20 protein-coding genes and 1 tRNA gene are annotated in these 23,096 nt (G+C 26.7%); 13 read left to right on the forward strand and 8 right to left on the reverse strand.

The genetic code is table 11. The features are described 5' to 3' along the window. Positions 1–368: 368 nt before the first annotated feature. Positions 369–1,448: a peptide chain release factor 1 gene (prfA, locus tag ECAJ_RS02305; RefSeq protein ID WP_011304560.1), complete on the reverse strand. Its 1,080-nt coding sequence runs from the start codon at positions 1,446–1,448 to the stop codon at positions 369–371. Between the two features lie 167 nt (positions 1,449–1,615). Between prfA and yihA the strand changes: the two genes are divergently transcribed. The 4 genes from yihA (at position 1,616) to hemF (ending at position 5,671) form a co-directional block, all read left to right on the forward strand. After that, positions 1,616–2,218: a ribosome biogenesis GTP-binding protein YihA/YsxC gene (gene yihA, locus ECAJ_RS02310; protein WP_011304561.1), complete on the forward strand. Its 603-nt coding sequence runs from the start codon at positions 1,616–1,618 to the stop codon at positions 2,216–2,218. Beyond that, on the forward strand, positions 2,190–3,161 hold the full coding sequence (gene argB / locus ECAJ_RS02315; protein WP_011304562.1) for an acetylglutamate kinase: 972 nt from the start codon (positions 2,190–2,192) through the stop codon (positions 3,159–3,161). Before yihA ends, argB begins: the two co-directional genes overlap by 29 nt. Before the next feature lie 291 nt (positions 3,162–3,452). Continuing rightward, positions 3,453–4,601, forward strand: coding sequence for a porin (locus ECAJ_RS02320; RefSeq protein WP_011304563.1), 1,149 nt, complete (start codon positions 3,453–3,455; stop codon positions 4,599–4,601). Between the two features lie 221 nt (positions 4,602–4,822). Next, positions 4,823–5,671, forward strand: a complete 849-nt coding sequence (gene hemF / locus ECAJ_RS02325; RefSeq protein ID WP_011304564.1) for an oxygen-dependent coproporphyrinogen oxidase — start codon at positions 4,823–4,825, stop codon at positions 5,669–5,671. Between the two features lie 703 nt (positions 5,672–6,374). Here hemF and ECAJ_RS02330 read toward each other — a convergent pair. Together ECAJ_RS02330 and ECAJ_RS02335 are read right to left on the reverse strand one after the other, a co-directional pair. Then, the gene (locus tag ECAJ_RS02330; RefSeq protein ID WP_011304565.1) at positions 6,375–7,688 is read right to left on the reverse strand and encodes a DNA recombination protein RmuC; all 1,314 of its coding nucleotides are present in this window, start codon (positions 7,686–7,688) and stop codon (positions 6,375–6,377) included. A gap of 847 nt (positions 7,689–8,535) precedes the next feature. Further along, positions 8,536–9,219, reverse strand: coding sequence for a type IV secretion system protein (locus ECAJ_RS02335; protein WP_011304566.1), 684 nt, complete (start codon positions 9,217–9,219; stop codon positions 8,536–8,538). 265 nt (positions 9,220–9,484) lie between these two features. On the opposite strand from ECAJ_RS02335, the gene ECAJ_RS02340 reads away from it, so the two are divergent. Then, the gene (locus tag ECAJ_RS02340) at positions 9,485–10,717 is read left to right on the forward strand and encodes a dicarboxylate/amino acid:cation symporter (protein ID WP_044262158.1); all 1,233 of its coding nucleotides are present in this window, start codon (positions 9,485–9,487) and stop codon (positions 10,715–10,717) included. Between the two features lie 580 nt (positions 10,718–11,297). On the opposite strand, the gene ECAJ_RS02345 is transcribed toward ECAJ_RS02340, so the two are convergent. Then, positions 11,298–12,290: a hypothetical protein gene (locus tag ECAJ_RS02345; protein WP_011304568.1), complete on the reverse strand. Its 993-nt coding sequence runs from the start codon at positions 12,288–12,290 to the stop codon at positions 11,298–11,300. A gap of 240 nt (positions 12,291–12,530) precedes the next feature. Between ECAJ_RS02345 and ECAJ_RS05080 the strand changes: the two genes are divergently transcribed. Both ECAJ_RS05080 and ECAJ_RS05085 read left to right on the forward strand, forming a co-directional pair. Next, positions 12,531–12,728: a hypothetical protein gene (locus tag ECAJ_RS05080; protein WP_052278600.1), complete on the forward strand. Its 198-nt coding sequence runs from the start codon at positions 12,531–12,533 to the stop codon at positions 12,726–12,728. Then, the gene (locus ECAJ_RS05085; protein ID WP_052278601.1) at positions 12,685–12,972 is read left to right on the forward strand and encodes a hypothetical protein; all 288 of its coding nucleotides are present in this window, start codon (positions 12,685–12,687) and stop codon (positions 12,970–12,972) included. The genes ECAJ_RS05080 and ECAJ_RS05085 overlap by 44 nt, the downstream gene beginning before the upstream one ends. Positions 12,973–13,242: 270 nt before the next feature. On the opposite strand, the gene serS is transcribed toward ECAJ_RS05085, so the two are convergent. The 3 genes from serS to ECAJ_RS02365 all read right to left on the reverse strand — a co-directional run bounded on the left by serS (position 13,243) and on the right by ECAJ_RS02365 (position 16,361). Further along, positions 13,243–14,514: a serine--tRNA ligase gene (gene serS, locus ECAJ_RS02355; RefSeq protein WP_011304569.1), complete on the reverse strand. Its 1,272-nt coding sequence runs from the start codon at positions 14,512–14,514 to the stop codon at positions 13,243–13,245. A gap of 80 nt (positions 14,515–14,594) precedes the next feature. Next, positions 14,595–15,818: a 3-hydroxyacyl-CoA dehydrogenase gene (locus tag ECAJ_RS02360; RefSeq protein ID WP_011304570.1), complete on the reverse strand. Its 1,224-nt coding sequence runs from the start codon at positions 15,816–15,818 to the stop codon at positions 14,595–14,597. Positions 15,819–15,899: 81 nt separating this feature from the next. Continuing rightward, on the reverse strand, positions 15,900–16,361 hold the full coding sequence (locus tag ECAJ_RS02365) for a hypothetical protein (protein ID WP_011304571.1): 462 nt from the start codon (positions 16,359–16,361) through the stop codon (positions 15,900–15,902). A 121-nt stretch (positions 16,362–16,482) separates the two neighbouring features. Here ECAJ_RS02365 and miaA point away from each other — a divergent pair, with 121 nt between their 5' ends. Beyond that, entirely contained in the window at positions 16,483–17,385 is a 903-nt protein-coding gene (gene miaA / locus ECAJ_RS02370; RefSeq protein ID WP_011304572.1) for a tRNA (adenosine(37)-N6)-dimethylallyltransferase MiaA, read from the forward strand. 549 nt (positions 17,386–17,934) lie between these two features. Here miaA and mgtE read toward each other — a convergent pair. Continuing rightward, the gene (mgtE, locus tag ECAJ_RS02375; protein ID WP_011304573.1) at positions 17,935–19,305 is read right to left on the reverse strand and encodes a magnesium transporter; all 1,371 of its coding nucleotides are present in this window, start codon (positions 19,303–19,305) and stop codon (positions 17,935–17,937) included. A gap of 185 nt (positions 19,306–19,490) precedes the next feature. Here mgtE and ECAJ_RS02380 point away from each other — a divergent pair. The 5 genes from ECAJ_RS02380 (at position 19,491) to ECAJ_RS02400 (ending at position 22,861) form a co-directional block, all read left to right on the forward strand. Next, positions 19,491–19,574: transfer RNA gene (locus tag ECAJ_RS02380), tRNA-Leu, on the forward strand. 236 nt (positions 19,575–19,810) lie between these two features. Further along, positions 19,811–21,220: a F0F1 ATP synthase subunit beta gene (atpD, locus tag ECAJ_RS02385; protein WP_044262162.1), complete on the forward strand. Its 1,410-nt coding sequence runs from the start codon at positions 19,811–19,813 to the stop codon at positions 21,218–21,220. Further along, positions 21,220–21,606 carry a F0F1 ATP synthase subunit epsilon gene (locus ECAJ_RS02390; protein ID WP_011304575.1) on the forward strand — a complete coding sequence of 129 codons (387 nt, stop codon included), beginning with the start codon at positions 21,220–21,222 and terminating at the stop codon, positions 21,604–21,606. The genes atpD and ECAJ_RS02390 overlap by 1 nt, the downstream gene beginning before the upstream one ends. Before the next feature lie 6 nt (positions 21,607–21,612). After that, on the forward strand, positions 21,613–22,275 hold the full coding sequence (locus ECAJ_RS02395; RefSeq protein ID WP_011304576.1) for a transaldolase family protein: 663 nt from the start codon (positions 21,613–21,615) through the stop codon (positions 22,273–22,275). A gap of 304 nt (positions 22,276–22,579) precedes the next feature. Next, the gene (locus ECAJ_RS02400; RefSeq protein ID WP_011304577.1) at positions 22,580–22,861 is read left to right on the forward strand and encodes a DUF2312 domain-containing protein; all 282 of its coding nucleotides are present in this window, start codon (positions 22,580–22,582) and stop codon (positions 22,859–22,861) included. The last annotated feature ends 235 nt before the right edge of the window (positions 22,862–23,096 follow it).

Consider the following 23,096-nt stretch of genomic DNA (forward strand, 5'->3'; position numbering starts at 1 on the left):
TAGGCGTGATGAAATCCATAAATTTATGAACATATAGCAATGCTTCAATTTCAGCATTGGAATACCAAATCTGCAATATCAGTTTTATTAGAATGTGCTCCTGCTCACCAAGATCTTCTTGACTAACATCTTCATATATAACTTTTTTAATTACATATTATGTGAATTTTAACTTGGTATTGTACTGTTTACATTACGATAAAGAATCTAAAAAGTATCGGAATTAACTCTTCTTATAGGTGCAGTAAACTTTTTTTCTACTATCAAATTTAGCATTTTTATACAACACAATAACTGTCTCCAGCTTTATTAGTTACTAACCCATAGTGTTATCTTAGTACATATTTAAAATTCAATAATACAATAAACTAAATATGTAAATTTTTTAACTTATTAGCTTCATCTTCAGCTATTAATGCATCTATGAACTCATCTAAATTTCCTTCTTTCATAATATCCTCTAATCTGTATAATGTAAGATTTATTCTATGATCTGTAATTCTAGATTGAGGGAAGTTATAAGTTCTTATACGTTCAGAACGATCTCCTGACCCTATCTGACTTTTTCTCATTTGTGAGATTTCTGAGTCTCTCTTTTGCTTTTCAAGATTATATAACCTTGCTCTTAATACCTTAAGAGCTTTGTTTTTATTTTTGTGTTGTGATTTTTCATCTTGTTGTATAACAACAATTCCACTTGGTATATGCGTAATACGTACAGCACTATCAGTTGTATTTACAGATTGTCCACCTGGGCCACTTGATCTATACACATCTATTCTTAAATCTTTTTCATCTATTTTTAAATCTACTTCTTCAATTTCTGGTAAAACTGCTACTGTAGCAGCTGAAGTGTGAAGCCTTCCAGATGCTTCAGTTTCTGGTACTCTTTGTACTCTATGTACACCAGATTCAAATTTCAATCTTGCAAATACATTTGACCCACTTATACATAATGAAACTTCCTTATGTCCACCTATACCAGTTGAGGATGAATTGATCTGTTCAAATTTCCAATTTTTTTGTTCAGCATATTTTGTATACATCCTATATAAATCAGTAACAAATAATGCAGCTTCTTCTCCTCCTGTACCTGCTCTAATTTCCAAAATAGCATTACGAGCATCGTCTCTATCTTTTGGAATAAGAGATAACTTCAATTTATTCTTAATTTTAGGCAACTGCTTTTGCCTTTCATAGAATTCTTCCTTAGCTAAACTTTTTAATTCGTGGTCAGTTTCTGGATTATTAATTAATTCTTCTAAATCTGCAATATCTTTTTGTAGACTATTATACTGATCTATTACTGATATTACAGGCAATAGCTCTGAATATTCTTTTGAAGCTGCAACAAAAGAATCCACACTTAATTGACTTGGGTCTTCTAATATACTTTTCAACTTACAGAATTTTTGATATAACTCCTCTAAATTACTATCAAAGCTCATAGCTTTGTTACCACTTAATATTAATAATATTTCAACTGCTACTATTGTTTTATAATACCATTTGTAACATTAGTTGTAAAATTTTTTTCTTTAAATTTTTATATGTGATAGTATTTAACAATACTTTATATAATTTAACATTTTTTATAATTAATTACTTAAAACTGATGAAGTTAAAAGCCATAATGTCAAAATGTGAATTTATTATAGGTGCAACTCATGTGAAATCATTTCCTAATTTTTCTATACCAGAAATCGCAATTGCTGGTAGATCAAATGTAGGAAAGTCTAGCTTAATCAATGCAATTACGAATAATAAAAAAAATGCCAAGACATCTTCTAGACCAGGGTGTACAAAACAAATAAATTTCTACTTAATTAACAAAAGTTTTATGGTATTAGTTGATCTACCAGGTTATGGATATTCCAAAGCAACTAGAGCTACTATTAATAACTATCTTTTCCTTATGGAATACTATTTATTAAATAGTAAAAATTTGTTAAAAGTTATATTACTTATAGATGTTAAAGTTGGATTTAAAGAAATAGATTTAGATTTTATCAATTGGCTTGAATTGAATCATATATATTATCAATTAGTATTAACAAAAATTGATAGAGTAAGTAAAGAAATTCTTGATGTTAACATAAATTACATTAAAAATCTTAATCTGGGTTTTGTTATATATCCAGTTATCAGTGCTAGCAGCAAATATAAACAGGGAATAGGGGAGTTAATTTATGAAATTGCACAATGTATTAAAAAATAATAATAATAATAAGGAAGATGTTGGACCAAGCATTGAGCAATTTGGAGGAAATGCTGAATGGTTTAATACAACAAAAGTTTTATCAGAATGTTTACCTTATATACAACAATTTTCTGGTGAAACATTTGTAATTAAGTATGGCGGTGCTGCTATGACAGATAGAAAATTAGCAGAAAGTTTTGCTCATGATATTGTTTTGCTAAAACAACTTGGAATTAATCCAATAGTAGTACATGGAGGGGGAAACAAGATAAATAGTTTTTTAGAAAAGATTAATAAAAAAAGTACATTCATTAATGGTCTAAGAGTAACTGATGCTGAAACTTTAGAAGTTGTAGAAATGGTACTATGTGGGTTGGTAAATAAGGATATTACACAACTTATCAATAAAGCTGGTGGTAATGCTATTGGATTATGTGGTAAAGATGCTAACTTGATAGAGGCAAAAAAAGTTTGCTATACCTATAAAGAGAATCAATCAAATAATGTAGAAAAAATACTAGATATGGGATTTGTTGGAGAGCCTCATGAAGTTAACACAGATTTATTATTTTTTATTGAGGAATCTGATTTCATTCCAGTAATAGCACCTGTATGTAGTGGTGAGAATAATATTACATATAATGTTAATGCCGATTTAGTTGCTGGTGCCCTTGCAAATGCTCTTGCAGCAGCTAAATTAATTATTTTAACAAATGTTTCTGGAGTAACTGATGCTAACGGTAATTTATTATCCGAAATATCAGTAAGTGATGCAGAAAATCTAATTGAACAAGGTGTTGCAAATTCAGGTATGATTCCAAAACTACAAACTTGTATTAAGGTAGTAAAAGAAGGTTATGGATCTGCACATATCATAGATGGTAGAATACCACATGTATTATTGTTAGAATTATTTACTGTACATGGAACTGGCACTATGGTGTTAGGTAATGATATATAAAATTTAATAGATTTATCTAAATTTTTACTTTACATGAAATAATATTTTGAAATATCATTAAATTTGAATGCACACATGTACTTTGTCAACCATTTACATTAGTATGTTATTTTAAGGTTATTAATATCATCTTAGAGTAATTTTGTGTTTGTCAAATAATCTATTTAGGTAAATATGTTCTTCTTAGTATTTAATACTTAATCTTATATATATTTTTTTTTATTGAATTCTTGATTATTTTAATAGTAGATGCTAACTTAAAAAAATGTTTTGTTTTTTTAAGGTAAGTCGGTGTGTAATAAAATATTATATATGTCTGCTATAAGTTGCTTTGCTTTACTAATGAATCAAGCTATGGCAGATAATTTATCAGTAAATGGTAGCTTGAAATTACAATATGGTATCAATAGTAAGGATTTTTCAAGAATGTCAATTAGTGCAAATCCTAATTTAACATATTCATATGATATAAATGATTATGTGACTATTGGATCACATGTAAAATTAGGCACAAATCTTATAACTAATGGTGCAAATGATGCTACTGGTAGTTTAAATAAAAATATATTGGACATAAATAGTAGTACTAGTAGTGCATATATTTTTTTAAAATCTCCTTATGGTGGAAACATCCAAATTGGATTAACTGATCCTGTTGCCCAAAGCATGAAAACTTCATCTATAGGTAGTAATGGTAATTTCTCACAATATATCAGCTTAAAGAATGATAGTAGATTTCCATATGGATATAATCTAGATGATACAATTTTAGTTGAGCCAAGTATTTATAGTGCTTATTATGGATTCTCTGTTCCAGTTATAAGTTATTATTCTCCAAAAATCAAGGGATTAGAAATTGGTTGTAGCTATATTTTTAAAGATAAAAACGGTGATGTTGGTTACAGAAATATTTTTGATATAGGTGTTAAGTATGAAAATAATTTGTTTTCTGATATTAATTATTCAATATCAGGAACAATTGAACACGCAGTAAAAGCACTCTCTTCAGATAATGTAAAATTTAATGATCTATTAGCTTACAGTACTGGTATTTCAGTAAAGTATAAAAATTTCACGTTTGCAGGCTCATACGGAAATTTAGGTAAATCTGGAAAAGAAGAAATTACTATTTCAAATACAAGTGGTAGCAATGACACTAAAAAGTTTAAAGTAATCAGTAGTCACTTTTATGATTTAGGTATAAAATTTGAGACTAACATATTTAACGTAAGTGCAAATTACTTTTATAGTAGTAAAAAGAACAGTATAGATAATAAAGAAGATAATCATTCACTTTCAGTATATACATTAGGATTAGAAAAAGTCTTAGATGATAAATTATCTTTTTATGCTGATATTATTTATTTTACTGTTGATAGACCAACACTTAGCAATAACTCAGGATATCTAACTTTAATAGGAGCAAAATTGAGTTTTTAAATAATAAATTTAATGTTAATATAGTGAGGCCTTTTTATGGCTTCACTAAATAACTGATATGACTAATTTTCTAATAAAATTTTGACAATAAATTAACAATATGATAGTTAATTTGCGGTACTTTAAGTTAATGCTTACAGATATAAATTGAAGTATTATCAATTTTTTTAATGCATTTTCTTAAATTAATTAGTGTTATATTTATGTGTTGAAATTTTGATATGGAAGAAAAGCAAAAAAGAGCAGTTAATTGGTTTACAACATTACAAAATCAGCTTCTCTCCAAATTTATATCAATAGAAAAAGAATTCTCTTCTTTCTCTCCGCAAGTAGATAATAAAAATTGGGAAAGGCCAGGTGGTGGAGGAGGGCATTCAATAATAATATATGGTAAGGTTTTTGAAAAAGCTGGAATAAACGTTTCAGAAGTATATGGAGATATTACAAAAACTCACGAATTATCTAATGTATTAAATAATTCTGAGATTTTCAATTCCTCTTCAGAAAAAAAATTTTGGGCAAGTGGAATTTCTGTTGTTGCACATATGTGTTCTCCTTTTGTACCTGCAATACATATGAATACAAGATTTATTTGCATATCAGATAAAAGCTGGTTTGGTGGTGGGGTAGATTTAACTCCTACATATAAAAATACACAAGATCAAGAACTTTTCCATGATAGTTTACGTAAAATTTGTGATCAACATAACAAAGAGTATTATAGTAAATTTAAACAACAATGTGATGAGTACTTTTTTTTACATCATAGACAAGAGCCACGTGGTATAGGTGGAATATTTTATGACAATATAAATTCAGGAAACTGGGAAGATGACTTTCAATATACTCAAGCAGTAGGTAAATTTTTATTGGATATATACCCAATTATTATAAGAAGAAATTTGAATAAGAAGTGGACTGTAGAAGAACGTGAATATCAATTAATTAAACGTGGAAGATATGTAGAATTTAATTTAATTTATGACAGAGGTACTAAATTTGGTTTATTAACAAACGGAAATCCTGATGCAATAATGATGTCTATGCCTCCTGTAGTGAAATGGAAGTGACTTATATATGTGCTAACATATTCTTATAACTTATTTCTTTTTTAGTATCTTTATTTAACATATCCAAATCCATCCTTTTTATTATTTTAATAAGATATAAATAACTTCAACCTTTTATCAACTCTACAATGTGTGGAAATATTAAGTTATAAATTACTATTATATACAAAATTTAAAATGATACTGTTTATTACGTAGTATTAACAAACTTATTGACAATATTGTTTTACAATCATTTGCTAGAAAAACATGATTCAAGAATTTCTCAGATGATGATTTTAAATGAAATCTGCAATTCCTTTAAACCAAGCAATTATCTTAAGACCAATTAGAATGAACATATAATACATCATTTATTTGTTAAACGAATAGTATAAAGCTTGTGCACGTTTCAGCTTTTTCAATAGAGTTTAGTATTCCAGATTTTTATATTAACAAAGGAAAGGAAATTTATAAATTTAACAAATAATTCTGTAAACTTATCTATTATATTTCTAAAACATTCCTACTGAAATTTTATCAATTGATATAAAATTATACCACATTTATAGAATAAGATTGCTCTAATATACAATAGAATATTTTAATGATGTATATTATGACGCTTTATAACTTCATTAATTGAATCAACTAATTTTTATAATATGATTAAGTTTTATAAAAATGAGCTGTTTTCATAATTCCATATACTTCATATTTTCTATCAATTATCAAAATTCTCCAGTATTTTCTTTGAGGTTTTAACACCTAAATGCTTTAAATTTTCAGTACGTGATAAAATGTTGCCATTTCCTTCTGACAATTTCTTCATTGCATCACTATAAACACCATTTAAAATATTTATTTGTTTGCCAAGCTTTTGCATATCCGATACAAATCCTACTATTTTATCATACAATGCTCCACCTTGACGTGCTATTTCCATAGTGTTGCGGTTCTGACGCTCTAATCTCCAAACAGATTCAATAGTTCTTAAAGTAGCAAACAATGTTGATGGACAGACTATTACTATTTTCTTGTTCCATGCATAATCATGCAACATTACATCTTCTTGCATTGCAAGAGAATATGCGCCTTCTATAGGAATGAACATCAATACAAAATCTGGCGTCTTTAATTTCTCTATATTTTGATATTTTTTATTTGACAATACATTAACATGTAATCTTACAGATGTAATAAACTGTTTTAGTAAAACATCTTTTGATTCTTCTGATTTTGTTGAAAAATATTTTTCATAATGAGTCAAAGATACTTTTGAATCAATAATTAAATGCTTATTTTCTGGTAAATTAACAATGGCATCAGGTTGTTGTTTATTACCTTCACTGTTTTGTAAATCCATACCTGTACCATGTAAAATATAATCCTGGTTTTTTCTTAAACCAGAACTTTCTAATATCTTCTCTAAAATCATTTCTCCCCAATTTCCTTGAACTTTAACATTTCCTTTTAAAACGTTAGCTAAATTCTCAGCTTGTAAAGTAATTTTCTCATTTGCAAGTACAATCCTTTGAATTTCTTGCTTTAGTAAAAATTGTTCTTTATTATGTACATCAAATGAATCATCTACTTTCTTTTTAAATAAGTTAATATGTTCTTGTAATGGATTTAATATTTTACTTAAACTTTCTTGAGATATCTTATTGAATTTATCTGTTTTTTCATCAAAAATACGATTTGCTAGATTTTCAAAATGTGACTTGTACTTTTCATCAATTGAAGCAAATTCATTTTTATATAAATCAATGTTATATTTTAAAGTCTTTTTTTCAAATTCTAACTCTGTAATCTTACTTTGCATATTCTGTAATTCAATGGAAAATTGATTATTTTTACTTTTTAAATCACCATTTTCAAGTTCTAACCTTTGAATTTTTCTTTCTAAATCATCTTTAATCATACAAAGAATTCTATGATCAAATTTTGATATTCTACTTTTTAATGCAATAAAATAACTAACTAATATTAGTAGTAAACCTTCTAAAATACATATAGTAGTTATTGTCATATTCATTTAGTTTTTTTGTATCGTATGCATATCCAAATAGTTATATATCTATATTAAATAATAACAAAGTAAAAGCTAACTAAGTAATATAATATTTCTTTATAAAAACTATTGAAATGAAATCTACATAAATTTACTAATATTGCATTGATAGAAGTAATTCTAAAAATTTCTGATTATTTGAACATAATATCAGAAAATTATATCAAAACTATTCATCAATATTTTTATCGTTTAGAGTATACTACATCTAATTTTTATTACTTTAATTATTGGAAGAATTTATATTGTTGATTGAAGAAGAAAATCCATTTTTGATTTAGCTTAGATAGAAATTATTTTTTGGGCTAATGTATAAAGACTAAATATTATTACTAATTTTATTACATTAAAAAATGAGATTCTTATGGATGTAATTTATCTAGTATTTTCCATAATATATATTATGTAATTATATTATTTTAAGAATTGAAGTTGTGTTTTTCAAACAGAATAAAACCTAAATTGTGGACTAGAAGTTGTTTATGAGATAAAACAGAAGATAATATATTTTGTATAATTAGAAATACATTATAAACTATATTTAAATTTAGAGTTATTTATTACTATTTAATTACTCAGATCTCTTTAAAAATAGTAGATCAATAAATTCAAAATAGACTAAAAATCAACTTTTATTATATAAATATCTTTTAATAGTTATTCTATTGCTCTACACTACTCTGTAATTTTCTAGCAAATGATAAAATTTAACATATATAAGACTTTTATTCATATATAGAACAAATGGGTGATACTGTAAAATCATGGAGAAATGCAAAGTGCATATAACACATACAAAGACAAAAATTTATTAATCAAGTTTCTTATAATCATATACAACAAATTCTAATGGCATAATGCCTGATATAGCCATCTTAATGCTAGATAAAGAAAAAGTAACCAACACTTTATGAGACTTAACATGTGATGCTATACCGTTGTTAGAAACTCGTGTTTGAAATGTAACAATAGCACTATTCAAAGAAGTAAAATCTTTTGATAAAAGCTTAACATTATTAATTGTCGCTTCGATGGACATAGTTTTATATTTTGCATCAGTATAATGGTTAGAATCTACCATCTCTTTAAATGCTAAGTATATTTTCCTTGAAGAGTTATTCTTTACAAAATTAAATTGTACATCTAAATCTTTATGTAAATATGATTCATATCTTTTTACATATTGTGCAACAAGATATTGTGACAATAAAGTTTCTTCACTGTCCTCATTATTAGTACTCAATTTCTTTATTACAGAAAACTCATCAGTGTAACGTTCTGTATATTTAACAAAAGAAAAATCTGTTTTTAATGGAAAATATGCAAATATATCAAGTATCAATATTAATAACATAGAAGATAAAAAAAGTGATATTACAAGCAACCAAGCTCTTTCAGTAACACATAATAAATAACGATTACAATACCAATCGAAAGCATCCTTAAAATACTTACTACTTCCAATATATCTATTATTATTTTGAATATGATCCATAAAATTCTACATAAACATTAATATAAAAGTATAAGTAACATTACTTTAGAAGTTAGTTATACTATTTAATTTGTATAATTACCATAAAAAAACCTTTTTAAGGTCTACAAGAGTAACAACATACAGTTAAAATACATATAATGTTTTGTACAAATCCATAAATATAGATTTTTTTTAATACTTAAATCTTATTTAGTGTAGTTTTTCTCAGCAATATATGATAAACAGAAATTTATTAAATATTACATGCAATTTTGTATTACTTATGATTCATAAATTCAGTTTAAAAATTTTTATTCCCATAATTCTTGCTATAATTTCATACTATGTAAATCAAAAATGGATCTTTGAATTTGCTAAAGCATTTGGAGATATTTTTATTAATTTACTAAAATTAATTAGCTTACCAGTAGTTTTTTTTTCAATTACATCAACAATCTCTGGATTAGCAAACTTAATCGAAATAAAAAATTTGATAAAAAAAACCATATTCTATACTATATCTACTACAATAGTTGCAGCAATTATAGCACTTACAATATATTTATTAATTGATCCATCAAAAAAAGCACTTGTATTCAATATACTAAATACTAATGAACATATTAATACTCCAGATTATTTATCATATTTAATTTCAATATTACCTCACAATTTCATCAAAGTATTTTTAGATAATAATGTAATAGGATGTGTTATACTTGCATTCCTAATAGGAGGATCTCTACTAGTATTACCTGATAAAAATAAACGTGAATTACTACATAAAATTCTTGATGCTCTTTTCGATACATTTTTAGAAATAGCAAAACTTATACTAAAACTAATGCCTATAGCATTATGGTCATTTATTACTGTATTGTTATACAATACTAAAGAAGGATATAATTTATCAAGTATTTTAAAATATCTACTATGTATAATGGTAGCGAATTTTATACAGGCATTTGTAGTATTACCATTATTGTTAAAATTAAAAAAGATTTCTGTAATAAAAACATTTCGTGGTGCACTACCAGCATTAACTATAGCATTTTTCTCAAAATCTTCTACAGCAACATTACCAACTACTCTTCGCTGTGCACAAGACAATTTGAAGATTTCAAAAAAAATATCATCATTTATATTACCAGTTTGCACAACTATTAATATGAATGCATGTGCTGCATTTATATTAATCACAGTATTTTTTGTATCAGAAATGAATGAATACACATTTTCCATTGGTGAAATGTTTTTATGGATATTTTTAGCAACAGGAGCTGCTATTGGCAATGCAGGAGTACCAATGGGATGTTATTTTATGGCTATGAGCTATCTTATATCAATGAAAGTACCTTTAAGTATTATGGGAATTATATTACCTATATATACGATAATAGATATGTTTGAAACTGCAATAAATGTATGGTCAGATGTATGCATTGCACAAGTAATAAATAAAGAGTATAGTATTTTAACTCAAGAAAATAAAAAAATTAGTCATAACACAAAGTAAATCTATGCCTAATTGACCGAATGTTCTAATGCATTACTAAACTAACAATTTTTGAGATAATTAACTATTTTAAGCTATTATCACAACTTTGTTATTATTCAATATTAAAAGTTTTCAGATTCTACTTAATTGTATAACTCAATTTAACGGCAAAATTCTCATAATATAATTCACCAAAATGTTATTTCATATATTAAATTCCTTTCACTATTTCAATTTTTAAAACAATTTATATTTTTTGATAAACAAGATAAAAAACTCTATTTTTCAGATGAGAATAAGATACTGTGTTTTAAACAATTACATAATGAATCAATTAGTAGAGATAAAAATGTAATAGAAGAAAATTGTCTAGAATATTGCATGCAATAATTTCATTATTTATATTGTGTACATTATATTTCTTTGCTTCAGAAGCACTTAGTAAATGCATATAAATAACTGATGATTCATTTTGCAGAATCTGGTTATAAAACATGCAAGTATAAAGATATATATATAATAATATTGTTACTCAGAAATATTCAAAAAAAATATTATAGTAAACTATTTAAATGCAAATATAAATTCAATTTTATGATTATGCATTATATAATGTATTAGAAGATTGATTTTCATGAACTATAGTATAATTTTTCAATACTGAGTTCGGATTAGTAGCATTTTCTACATTAATATATATACCATCAAGTGACTGAGAAAATGATTTAATTTCACAAGTACATGACATATCAAAGCTCAAGTCATCTTTGATAACAGCACTATCAAATAAATCAAAAGTTATGTTATCGTGAGCTGCAAAATAATCTTTTATTGAATTAGTAGAGTAATGTTTAAAAGTAATAGATTTCATCACTTTACATAGTAACTCTGACCAAGTCATAAAAGAAATATCACATGTATCATAATATAACGATTCATTATCAGAATATATATTATGCATATTATCATGCAGAACTAGACCATTATTATTATAATAATACGTATTATATTTATTATCTAATAAACTCAAAACAACATAACCATCTGAAAAACACAAATTACCTAAATTATTATAACAAAAAGTCTTTTTCCTATAAGGATTGTTATTTTCACTAAATATTATATAATCATCAATAGAGCATTGTACCTTATTCTCATCCATAAGATAGAGTTTTTTACCTTGTTTATCATAAAAATATGCATTATTTTGAAAATCAATAAGACTTAAGTAAATTTCATCGTTATTTATACTGTTAATTGTACAATTATGAATAACAAGATTCATTTTTCTTCTATAAGATGTAGTAATACATGGAGGATTACACCGTAGAAATTTGTACATATCTTTTGTAGGTAATAAAGCAGCAGCACAAAATCCATTATTATCAACAACCTTTATATTTTCTCCTTTAACAAGCAATATAAAATGATTTTCAAAAGATTCAGTAATACAAATACAGTAATCTTTTATATCTATTATGCTCAGTGTATTAGCTAATATATTGTCGATATCATGATATGATTCTTTTATTTTCTTAAATAAAAAGCTTCTGGTAAGAACAGAAGTACTAGAATTATTAATTAACATCATGCTAGATAATAATTTAAAAATATATGTTAATATAGAAATATTTTTATTCAATATCTACATATATTTAATTAAAATTATCTAATATTTTATATTTTTTTAATACATAATTTAATTATTCTAAATCTTATAAAAATAATTTTCTAAGATATATTTCTTATCTTAAGTTTTTTATTAAACCAGACGACTATTTATGTAAGTTATACAACTTTACACCTGCGGTAGTATTACAAATGATTTCTGATGGATATTGGTTCTACTGGTAAAATTGGTGGATTCTATCGTTTTTATGAATTATATGGCGGGAATAATAATCAAGTTATAGATTTATATACTGGTTTATATAGACAAGCATATGTTGTTAGTCGTGATTTTGAAAAAATTCAAGATTTATTCTGTGCTAATAATAAGCATTGTCAATTTATGTGGTGTATGGTCTAATACTTTAATATATGTTGCATCTTTAATTCCGAATTTGTCTCATAATATATCTGTAATTGATAAGGCAATTAAATTGGCATATGGTTGGAAGCATGGTCCATTTGAAATGATAGATTTGATTAATGATTTTACTAATAATAAGCTTTTTGACTTGCATGACAATTTACCACAAATTTTGTCTATTAAGAAAAATATGTATAACAGTAAAAAACAGTGTCTTAATATAGATGGTGATTATATTTAATACTTGTAAAGATTGCTTTATTTTCTATTATATAAACAGCGTATTAAAAGTGAAATATATATATATAGATTTAATAAATTTTATGCATGATGTAGATTTTATAAAACGTAATCCAGAATTGTTTGATTACGCAATGCAAAATTTTTTACTTTTATAGAATATGAAAGAATACATATATATATTTCACTTAATACAAAATTTCTTTATTGATAATTAAGTAATATTTTTGAACATATAAAACATTGTAATAGTAATTAACTAAATAATTAATTATTTTATAAATTCTTGATCATTCATATACTTTCTTAAAGCAAGTGGTATTGTTATAGAACCATCCATATTTTGATAATTTTCTAAGATCGCAATAATAGTTCTTCCTATTGCTAGAGCAGAACCATTTAATGTATGTGCAAATTTACTAACTTTAACATTATTAGTTATAGTAGTATACTTAGTATTCATTCTACGTGCCTGAAAATCTTTACAATTTGAACAACTTGAAATTTCTCGGTACCGATTTTGACTTGGTACCCACACTTCAATATCATATGTTATGCTTGCTGAAAAACCCATATCTCCAGTACACAACATCATTACTCTGTATGGTAACTCTAAACGTTTTAAAACTTCTTCAGCAACTTGTACCATCCTTTCTAATTCTGATGCTGACTGTTCTTCAGTAACAATACTAACTAACTCTACTTTATTAAATTGGTGTTGCCGCATCATACCTCTTGTATCTTTACCAGCACTTCCTGCTTCTAATCTAAAACATGGTGAACAAGCAGTCAATCTAATAGGTAAGTCACATGAATTAATATTCATGCCTGATACTAAATTAGTCAGTGCTACTTCACTTGTTGGGACAAGCCGAAAATTTTCTGTTGTTTTAAATGAATCATCAGCAAATTTCGGTAATTGTCCTACACCGTACATTGCAGATTCATGCACTAATATTGGATGAGATATCTCAGAATAGCCAAATTCCTTAGTATGAATGTCTAACATAAAATTAGCCAGAGCACGATCTAATTGTGCAAGTTGATTTTTAAGTATTACAAATCTTGATCCAGAAAGTTTTGCAGCTTGCTTAAAATCCATTAAATTTAACTTTTCTCCTAACTCATAATGAGTTTTCACTTGAAAATCAAAATTTCTTTTATACCCATGTTTTCTTATCTCAACATTACTACTCTCATCTTTTCCAACAGGAACTATATCATCTGGTACATTTGGTAACACATTAAGAAGGTCAATTAATTGAGAATCTTCTTTTATCATATTGTTAATATCATTTATTTTCTCTGTTATATTCTTTGAAGATTCTATTTGAGTATCACATTTAACACCATCTTTCTTTAATTTTTCAATTTCTCGAGTAATCTGATTACGCTCCTTCTGTAAAGAATATAACTGTGTTAATAGTTGTTTTTTCTTTATATCCAGCTCTATAATTTTTTGAGCAACCTTTTCATAATTTCTATTTTGCATTGCGTAATCAAACAATTCTGGATTACGTTTTATAAAATCTACATCATGCATAAAATTTATTAAATCTATATATATATTTCACTTTTAATACGCTGTTTATATAATAGAAAATAAAGCAATCTTTACAAGTATTAAATATAATTACCATCTATATTAAGACACTGTTTTTTACTGTTATACATATTTTTCTTAATAGACAAAATTTGTGGTAAATTGTCATGCAAGTCAAAAAACTTATTATTAGTAAAATCATTAATCAAATCTATCATTTCAAATGGACCATGCTTCCAACCATATGCCAATTTAATTGCCTTATCAATTACAGATATATTATGAGACAAATTCGGAATTAAAGATGCAACATATATTAAAGTATTAGACCATACATACCACATAAATTGACAATGCTTATTATTAGCACAGAATAAATCTTGAATTTTTTCAAAATCACGACTAACAACATATGCTTGTCTATATAAACCAGTATATAAATCTATAACTTGATTATTATTCCCGCCATATAATTCATAAAAACGATAGAATCCACCAATTTTACCAGTAGAACCAGTATATCCATCAGAAATCATTTGTAATACTACCGTAGGTGTAAAGTTGTATAACTTACATAAATAGTCGTCTGGTAAATGTTTTATTAAGTATTTCACTTTTAATATAAAATTATCCAATCCCATTTTATCTAATAAATTAAATACCCCAGTCGGTATTCCCATACATTCGTTACTTATGATAAAATCAACCTCTTCTACATTAATATTAAAATTATAAGCTCCTATTAACGATATCATTAACCAAAATACAATCACTCTATCTAATACGAGACCTGGAATATTATTACATACAATCAAATTAGAAAAACTATTGCTCAATATTTGAATAGTATTATCACATTTAACTTGTGAACTATAATAATTAGCACATTCTATCAATCTTATTGTATTGTCAGAATTAAAAAATGACGCAATCAGAAGATTACAAGATACATTACATTGCATTTCTCTGATAATATCTAAGTAAACGCTTGATGAAGCTGATATAATAACATTATGACTAATGTGAGATAATATCTTACTATATATATTACGTATTAAAATGACATCTTCTTCTTCTTTTTCAGAATTAATATTAATTACCCATCTTACATCTCTAAGACATGATAAATCATCATTTAAATGTACAGTACTTACTAAAATACTATCTTCTTGATATTGTAAAATATTATCAGCTTTATTTAAAATAATTACAACTACTGAAATATTACACTTTACTATGTAGTTAATAATACTACTAATATCAATCCTTTTAAAATTTACAATTGCTACCTTTTGTATTTGCACACAACCCTTCCCTTTTTAGTCATAAATTCTAAAAGAATAACAACTTAATAAAATAATTATTAAGCAAAGACATACTACCAATTATACACCAAATTCATCTTCTATTTTTTTGACAATATCTTCTGGTGGATTCTCACCCCAGCCAGAATATAATATTTGCCCATATAAAGCAACATCTATAGAACCTGATCTACTTTTAGCAAGAAACATTTCTCTCTTATGTTTATCTACTAATACATAATGCCAAGCAGCTCTTCCATTATCTTTTCCTCGCACAAGGAATAAGCAATCTAACCTACTTTTCTTGGTAGACTCTGCAAAATTTTTGTTATTTAACTTACTTTTTCTTAATACACTTTTTGAATCAGAAAAAGGCACTTCTTTTTCACTTTTATTTTCTTGCAACATACCAGAAAACTTTGCCGATTTATTAGGTAAAGCATTAGGGTTTTTATACCTATCTGTAAAACTGCCAGTACCACCTTTCCTATTAGAAGCAAATTGTTTGGCAAACTTTGAGTCTTTATTTATCTCGTCACCCATCTACTTTCACCTAACTTAATTAAAATCATGCATTATAAAAAATGACTATCTCTTTATTATATACTATATTTTTAGTATACTTCATACACCTCACTAATTAACTTAATTATGCACAAGCAACATGAATAATGTATTAATTATTACTGGACCTACAGCATCTGGCAAGTCTAAAATATCTGTAAAAATAGCGCAAGATAATAATGGAATTATTGTAAATTGCGATTCAAAACAAATATATAAAGAAATCCCAATAATTACAGACCAACCAAAATTAAATGATTATTCTGTAAAACATAGATTATATGGATATATATCAGTAACACAACAATATTCTGTAGGGCTATGGATAGAAGACTTAAAAAAGGAAATATTATCTGCTACAGCTGAAAAAAAGCTACCAATTATAACTGGAGGTAGTGGGATGTATATAAATAGTATAATATATGGGTTATCACAAATTCCTAAAATAGAAGATGATGTGAGATATAAAACAAAAAAGCTATTTGAAGATTTAGGAAATAAAGAATTTTATGCTTTATTAATAAATAAAGATCCTCTAGCAAAATGTTTACATCAAAATAATTCTCACAGATTATTAAGAGCATATGAAGTAATAGAACAAACAGGTATATCCATATTTTCATGGAAAAAAAATACAATACGTCAACCTATACTTAACAACTTCAAGCTTTGTGTTCTTCTACCACCAAGGGATCAAGTATATAAAACAATAAATGAGCGTTTTATTAATATGATAAACACAGATGTAATAGAAGAAATAGAAAATTTACTGTCATTAAACGTCCCTAAACACTTTCCTGCAATGAAAGCACATGGTGTCCCAGAACTAATAAGTTATTTGAAAAACAAAATCAGTATAGATGAAGCTATAGAAACAGCACAAAAAAACACTAGACACTATGCCAAACGTCAATACACATGGTTTAAAAATCAATTTCCTAACGCATCATTTTATGATTCAAAATGTCAATTACTAGAATCTATAAAAAATTATCAAAACTAGACACATAATCCATAAACATAACAAAGTGTTTTATAAATAAAATCAATAAGATACAGATAATTTCTCAATAAATAATATAAATGTTTTAATATTGTTAAAACATCTATATTGAAAAAAAAAAGGATAGATTGAATCTATTGTGTTTTGTCAATTGTAATTTGTATATAAGAATGTATAGAGTTATACTGATAAGTTATTTTTTAACTATACTTGATAATATTTCTACATTTGTTAAATAAATACTCCTATGGTAGAATACATAAGAAAAAGATTAAGTGCAGCACCAAAGGTATTTGCTAAAGGATTAAACTTGTAAAAATTATAGTACAATTGTTGTTTACTTATAGGTTTTTTAGTATTGAAGACCAAATTAAGTGATCACTTGATATACAAAGATACTTAAATGAATGAAGTTTTGGGTAATATATCAATCAAAATAAGATATTTCTATTTTGTTATAGTGCAACATAAACAAGAGATATTGCGCAGAGCAATGATTTCTATTTTGATTGATTAAATTTATATACCAAACTGATAAATTTTTTTTATTTATAATAAAAATATGGTAGCCATTCCTAGAAATATTAAAAAGGATAATGTATCACTTGTAGCACATATGATGATAGAAGAAGATATAGCAGGGTCAACTTTAAATAAATTTAATATCATTGGTATTGCAGTACCTAAAAATGTTGCTATCGAGAAAGTGATAATCATGGACATACCTGACAATATTTGAATATCAACATGTTGTCCTCTTAACATCAGTGCTATTGAAGATATGATTGCCAATATTAAACCATTGATAAATCCTACAGATAATTCTTTAAAAAGTAATCTATTAGCATTCCTATTAGTAAGTTGTTTGGTAGACAATGCTCTAATCGTTACTGTTAAAGCTTGTAATCCTGCATTACCACTCATAGATGCAATAATTGGCATTATTACTGATAATGCTATAAAATGTTGAATAGTATTGCTAAAAATTCCTATAATCATTGAACTAACCGTAGCTGTAAGCAGGTTTATGAATAGCCATGGTAATCTTTTAATGACTGTTTTTATTAATGAAGAGCTAATATCGTTATTTGATACCATTCCTAAATGTAAAACATCTTTCTCAGCTTCTTGGTGCATTACATTTAATATATCATGTACTACTATTGATCCTATAATTCTTCCATCTTTATTTATTACTGGAGCTGACAATAAAGAGTACTTTCTAAAAATTTCTGCAACTTCTTCTTGAGTAGTGTGTGATTTTATTATTTTTATATCAGTTTTCATTAGGTTTTTTATAATTTGTGTACTATTTGAACAAATTATGTTGTCCAGCCTTAGATATCCTATAGGATTTAATTTGGGGTCTACGATAAAAATTTCATAAAATTCTTTGCTTAATTTATTATTCTGTTTTAAGAAAGTAAGTAGCTGGCTTATGGTCCAATATTCTGGAGCAATAATGATATCTTTGTGCATTAATCTGCCAGCACTTTCTTCTGGATATGACAACAGTTCATGAACGTGGATTTTATTACTTTTCGGTAATATATTTAAAATATTTACCTGGCTTTCTTTATCAAGATCTTCAATAACTGCCACTATATCTTCTGTATTCAATTGAGATATTAAAGATGCTACTTTTTTTATACCTAGAATCTTAATTATTTCTTGACGTAAATCTGGGACTAGATGTATTAGAATGTCTTTTACCAGATTATCATTAATGTTATTCAAAAATTCTTTACGATGCTGATATGTTGAAGTTAACAAAAAATATGCAAGTTGTACACTATCTGATTTATTAATTATCTCTTCTATGACATTGTAATTTTGCTTTTCTAATGCTTCGGTTAAAGAGTTACTGATTTTTTCGTCCAATATGTAGTGTAAAGCGTTATCACTTTCTTGTGTATACATGCTAATTTTGTCCTTAGATTATTGATCAAATAATAAAAAAAAAATTACAAATTCAGTATAAGTTATATAAATAAATTCTAAATACATTTTTAATGTTAATAATAAATATTTAATTTTCAAGGTAATATTCCTTGATCTAAATCATTGACTAATGGTCAAAATTTATATATCTTACTTAGGTTTTAGCCCCTATGGCGGAATTGGTAGACGCGGTAGACTCAAAATCTACTATCCAAAAGGATATGCTGGTTCAAATCCGGCTAGGGGTACTTAAAAATAAAGTTGTTAGTTGTTGCAAGTTTTTTTTATTTTATTACAATACTGGGTGAGTTTGACTAATCACTATAAAAGTTGATTTTCTTCTCCTCTGTTTTTTATTGTAAGGTATAAGATGTCAAGTTTAGCTAATAAAGCAAAAAGTAAAGGTAAAAGTAGTAAAAGTAAGAGTAATGTGAATACTCAAGTTGATGAATTAAGTGATAGTATTGGGCTAGTAGTTCGTGTAATGACTGCAGTTGTAGATATAAAATTTGATGGTGGTAAAGTTCCAAAAATACTTAATGCATTAGAGAGTAAGAAATTTTATAATGGAAAAAAGTTGGTTCTTGAAGTATCTCAACATATTAGTGACAATATAGTAAGGTGCATAGCACTTGATAGTACTGATGGCTTATCTAGGAATGATGAATTCATTGATACTCGTGCTCCTATATCAGTTCCTGTGGGTCGTGGGACATTAGGTAGGGTTTTTGATGTCTTAGGCAATACAATAGATGACTGTGGACCATTAGAAGAATCAAAATATATCATTAAGCCAATATATTCTGAGATTCCTAAATTAACTGATCAAAAGATTGCAACAGAAATATTGGTTACTGGGATTAAAGTAATAGATTTACTTGCTCCATATCTTAAAGGTGGAAAGGTTGGTCTATTTGGTGGTGCTGGAGTAGGTAAAACTGTACTAATTATGGAATTAATACATAACATTGCAAAAGCGCATAGAGGAGTATCTGTTTTTGCTGGTGTTGGAGAACGTACACGTGAAGGAAATGATCTTTATCATGAAATGATAGAATCTGGTGTAATAAATTTAAATGAAAAAGATCAATCACAAGCAGTTTTAGTATATGGTCAAATGAATGAACCTCCTGGAGCAAGACTAAGAGTTGCATTGTCAGCTTTAACTATGGCTGAATACTTTAGAGATTCTGAAAATCAAGACGTTTTATTTTTTGTGGATAATATCTTTAGGTTTACCCAGTCTGGGTCAGAAATTTCAGCATTGTTAGGTAGAATACCATCTGCCGTTGGTTATCAGCCAACATTAGCAGCTGAAATGGGTGCAATGCAGGAAAGGATTACTTCTACTAATAATGGTTCTATTACTTCTGTGCAAGCAATATATGTACCAGCAGATGACTTAACAGATCCTGCTCCAGCTACTTCTTTTGCACATCTTGATTCAACTACAGTTTTATCAAGGCAAATATCTGAGTTAGGTATATACCCAGCTGTTGATCCTTTAGATTCAACATCTCAAGCCTTATCCGCTGATATTGTAGGTGAAGAACATTATGAAGTTGCTAAAGAAGTTCAGCGCATACTACAGACATATAAATCTTTACAAGATATTATCGCAATTCTTGGTATGGATGAGCTTTCAGAAGATGATAAACTTATAGTTGCTAGAGCAAGAAAAATTCAAAGATTTTTATCACAGCCTTTCCATGTTGCTGAGGTCTTTACAGGCTCCCCTGGTAAGTTTGTATCTCTTGAAGATACTGTTTCAAGTTTTAAAGGACTAGTAGAAGGGAAATATGATCACTTACCTGAAGCTGCATTTTACATGGTTGGTAGTATAGATGATGTGATAAAAAAAGCAGAATTACTTCAAAAAGAAGGTAAAGTGTAATGAAGTATCTTTCTGTTGAACTCATTACTCCAGATGATTTTTCAGAGATTACTAATGTTTTATCTGTTACTTCATACACTACAGATGGGGAATTTGTAATACTGCCTGGACATGAAAAGTTTATGATAGAATTACGTTCTGGAATCATTAAGATAAGAACTGATGGAGACATTAGCATATTTTACGTATTAAATCCTGTGTTAAAAGTTGATTTATATAATTGTAAGGTCATAGCAAATCAGTTTATTAATACTTGTAACGTCGATGCTGTTATTCTTAAAAAATACAAGGAAGATATAGAAAAAATTTTACATCGTATAGATGATAAAATACTACTTAAAATGGCAAAGAAGCAATTAACTTTTATAGATAATATAATAAATTAAGGTCTTATGAAATTATTTCTTGATACTGTAGACATAGATTTTTTAAAAGAATTTAGTATTACCGGCTTAATAGACGGCGTAACAACTAATCCATCGCTAATGTCAAAATCAAATTTGGAATGTCAAGATTTGATACTAAAGATTTGTTCATTAATACCAGGTCCTGTAAGTATTGAAGTAATATCTACATCTTATAAAGACATGATCAAGGAAGGTCTAGATATCTCTAAAATTGCAGATAATATTGTAGTAAAACTTCCTTTAACTTATGATGGGTTAATTGCATGTAAAGTTTTATCACATGAGCACAATGTAAAAGTTAATGTAACTCTTTGTTTTTCTGTACCTCAAGCTATCTTATCAGCAAAATCTGGAGCTTATTTCATATCTCCTTTTGTTGGAAGGATAGATGATATTGGACAATCAGGAATGCAATTAATTAAAGATATACGTGACGTTTACACTAGTTATAATACATTTAATACTGAAATTCTTGTAGCATCTGTACGTAATATTACACATGTTATAGAAGCTGCAAAAATAGGAGCTGATATAGTTACAATTCCTCCATCTATTTTTAAGCAGATGTTTACACATCCACTTACTGATAAAGGTCTTGAAAGTTTTTTGCAAAGCTGGAATGCATCTGGTAAAAAAATATTTTCTTAATAAAAAGTTAATATAAGCATTTTTATGCCTTAATTTGACAAGTATTGTATTGAAGTATTACTGTTATAGTACAATATAACTTGTACGTACATATGAAGTCTTTTTTATGACTTGTGTATTATAAAATTAGAATTATCCTTGCTTAACTGTATTATGTTTTATTAAGCAGTATTATGTTAATATAATGCTGCTTATTTGAAATATATTATTTTGATATATGTTTTATTTTTAAACGTTTGATGATTTATATTCAAATAAATTGTGCTATACTACCGTATGTTAAGAGTAAATAAGAGAAAATTGCATGAATATTTCTAATCTTACTTCACAAAATGAAAATAATGTAGTGATTGAAAATCTAAAACGTTACATAGAGAGAATTGAAAAGTTAGAATCTGAAAGAGAAGAGATAAGCCAGTATATTAGAAAAGTATATAATGAGGCAAACAGCAATGGCTTTAATTCTAAGGTAATGAGACAAATAGTAAAATTAAGGAAGATGGATAATGATGATAGAGAAGAACATGAAATGTTGTTAATGACTTACAAAAGAGCACTTGGAATATTAGTTGAAGTTGATGAGTGATTGGAAGCAAGTTTCCAGAAATTAAAAAATGACTTGTACAGTAATTAAGTTATTTATTTTACAAAGTAGATTATAGAAGCATTGATATTACGATCAATAGGAAAGAATTACAACGGTGTTGTTTGTAGTTGTGATGACTTCTTTTTGTGTTTTTTGTATATCTTAGAGCTCATCTATTTTTCTATTACTTTATGCTGAATTTAACTGTATAATTGAGAATTATTTAAATATGTCT

The sequence above is a fragment of the Ehrlichia canis str. Jake genome, from assembly GCF_000012565.1.
Taxonomy (GTDB): Bacteria; Pseudomonadota; Alphaproteobacteria; order Rickettsiales; family Anaplasmataceae; genus Ehrlichia; species Ehrlichia canis.

Coding starts and splice junctions, on each gene's coding strand:
- ECAJ_RS02400 (WP_011304577.1), top strand. CDS start 22,580: ATGAATATTTCTAATCTTACTTCACAAAATGAAAATAATGTAGTGATT.
- argB (WP_011304562.1), top strand. CDS start 2,190: ATGAAATTGCACAATGTATTAAAAAATAATAATAATAATAAGGAAGAT.
- prfA (WP_011304560.1), bottom strand. CDS start 1,448: ATGAGCTTTGATAGTAATTTAGAGGAGTTATATCAAAAATTCTGTAAG.
- ECAJ_RS02335 (WP_011304566.1), bottom strand. CDS start 9,219: ATGGATCATATTCAAAATAATAATAGATATATTGGAAGTAGTAAGTAT.
- miaA (WP_011304572.1), top strand. CDS start 16,483: ATGAATAATGTATTAATTATTACTGGACCTACAGCATCTGGCAAGTCT.
- yihA (WP_011304561.1), top strand. CDS start 1,616: ATGAAGTTAAAAGCCATAATGTCAAAATGTGAATTTATTATAGGTGCA.
- ECAJ_RS02345 (WP_011304568.1), bottom strand. CDS start 12,290: ATGATGTTAATTAATAATTCTAGTACTTCTGTTCTTACCAGAAGCTTT.
- ECAJ_RS02365 (WP_011304571.1), bottom strand. CDS start 16,361: ATGGGTGACGAGATAAATAAAGACTCAAAGTTTGCCAAACAATTTGCT.
- atpD (WP_044262162.1), top strand. CDS start 19,811: ATGACTGCAGTTGTAGATATAAAATTTGATGGTGGTAAAGTTCCAAAA.
- ECAJ_RS02395 (WP_011304576.1), top strand. CDS start 21,613: ATGAAATTATTTCTTGATACTGTAGACATAGATTTTTTAAAAGAATTT.
- ECAJ_RS02330 (WP_011304565.1), bottom strand. CDS start 7,688: ATGAATATGACAATAACTACTATATGTATTTTAGAAGGTTTACTACTA.
- serS (WP_011304569.1), bottom strand. CDS start 14,514: ATGCATGATGTAGATTTTATAAAACGTAATCCAGAATTGTTTGATTAC.
- ECAJ_RS02390 (WP_011304575.1), top strand. CDS start 21,220: ATGAAGTATCTTTCTGTTGAACTCATTACTCCAGATGATTTTTCAGAG.
- ECAJ_RS02340 (WP_044262158.1), top strand. CDS start 9,485: ATGATTCATAAATTCAGTTTAAAAATTTTTATTCCCATAATTCTTGCT.
- hemF (WP_011304564.1), top strand. CDS start 4,823: ATGGAAGAAAAGCAAAAAAGAGCAGTTAATTGGTTTACAACATTACAA.
- ECAJ_RS05080 (WP_052278600.1), top strand. CDS start 12,531: ATGGATATTGGTTCTACTGGTAAAATTGGTGGATTCTATCGTTTTTAT.
- mgtE (WP_011304573.1), bottom strand. CDS start 19,305: ATGTATACACAAGAAAGTGATAACGCTTTACACTACATATTGGACGAA.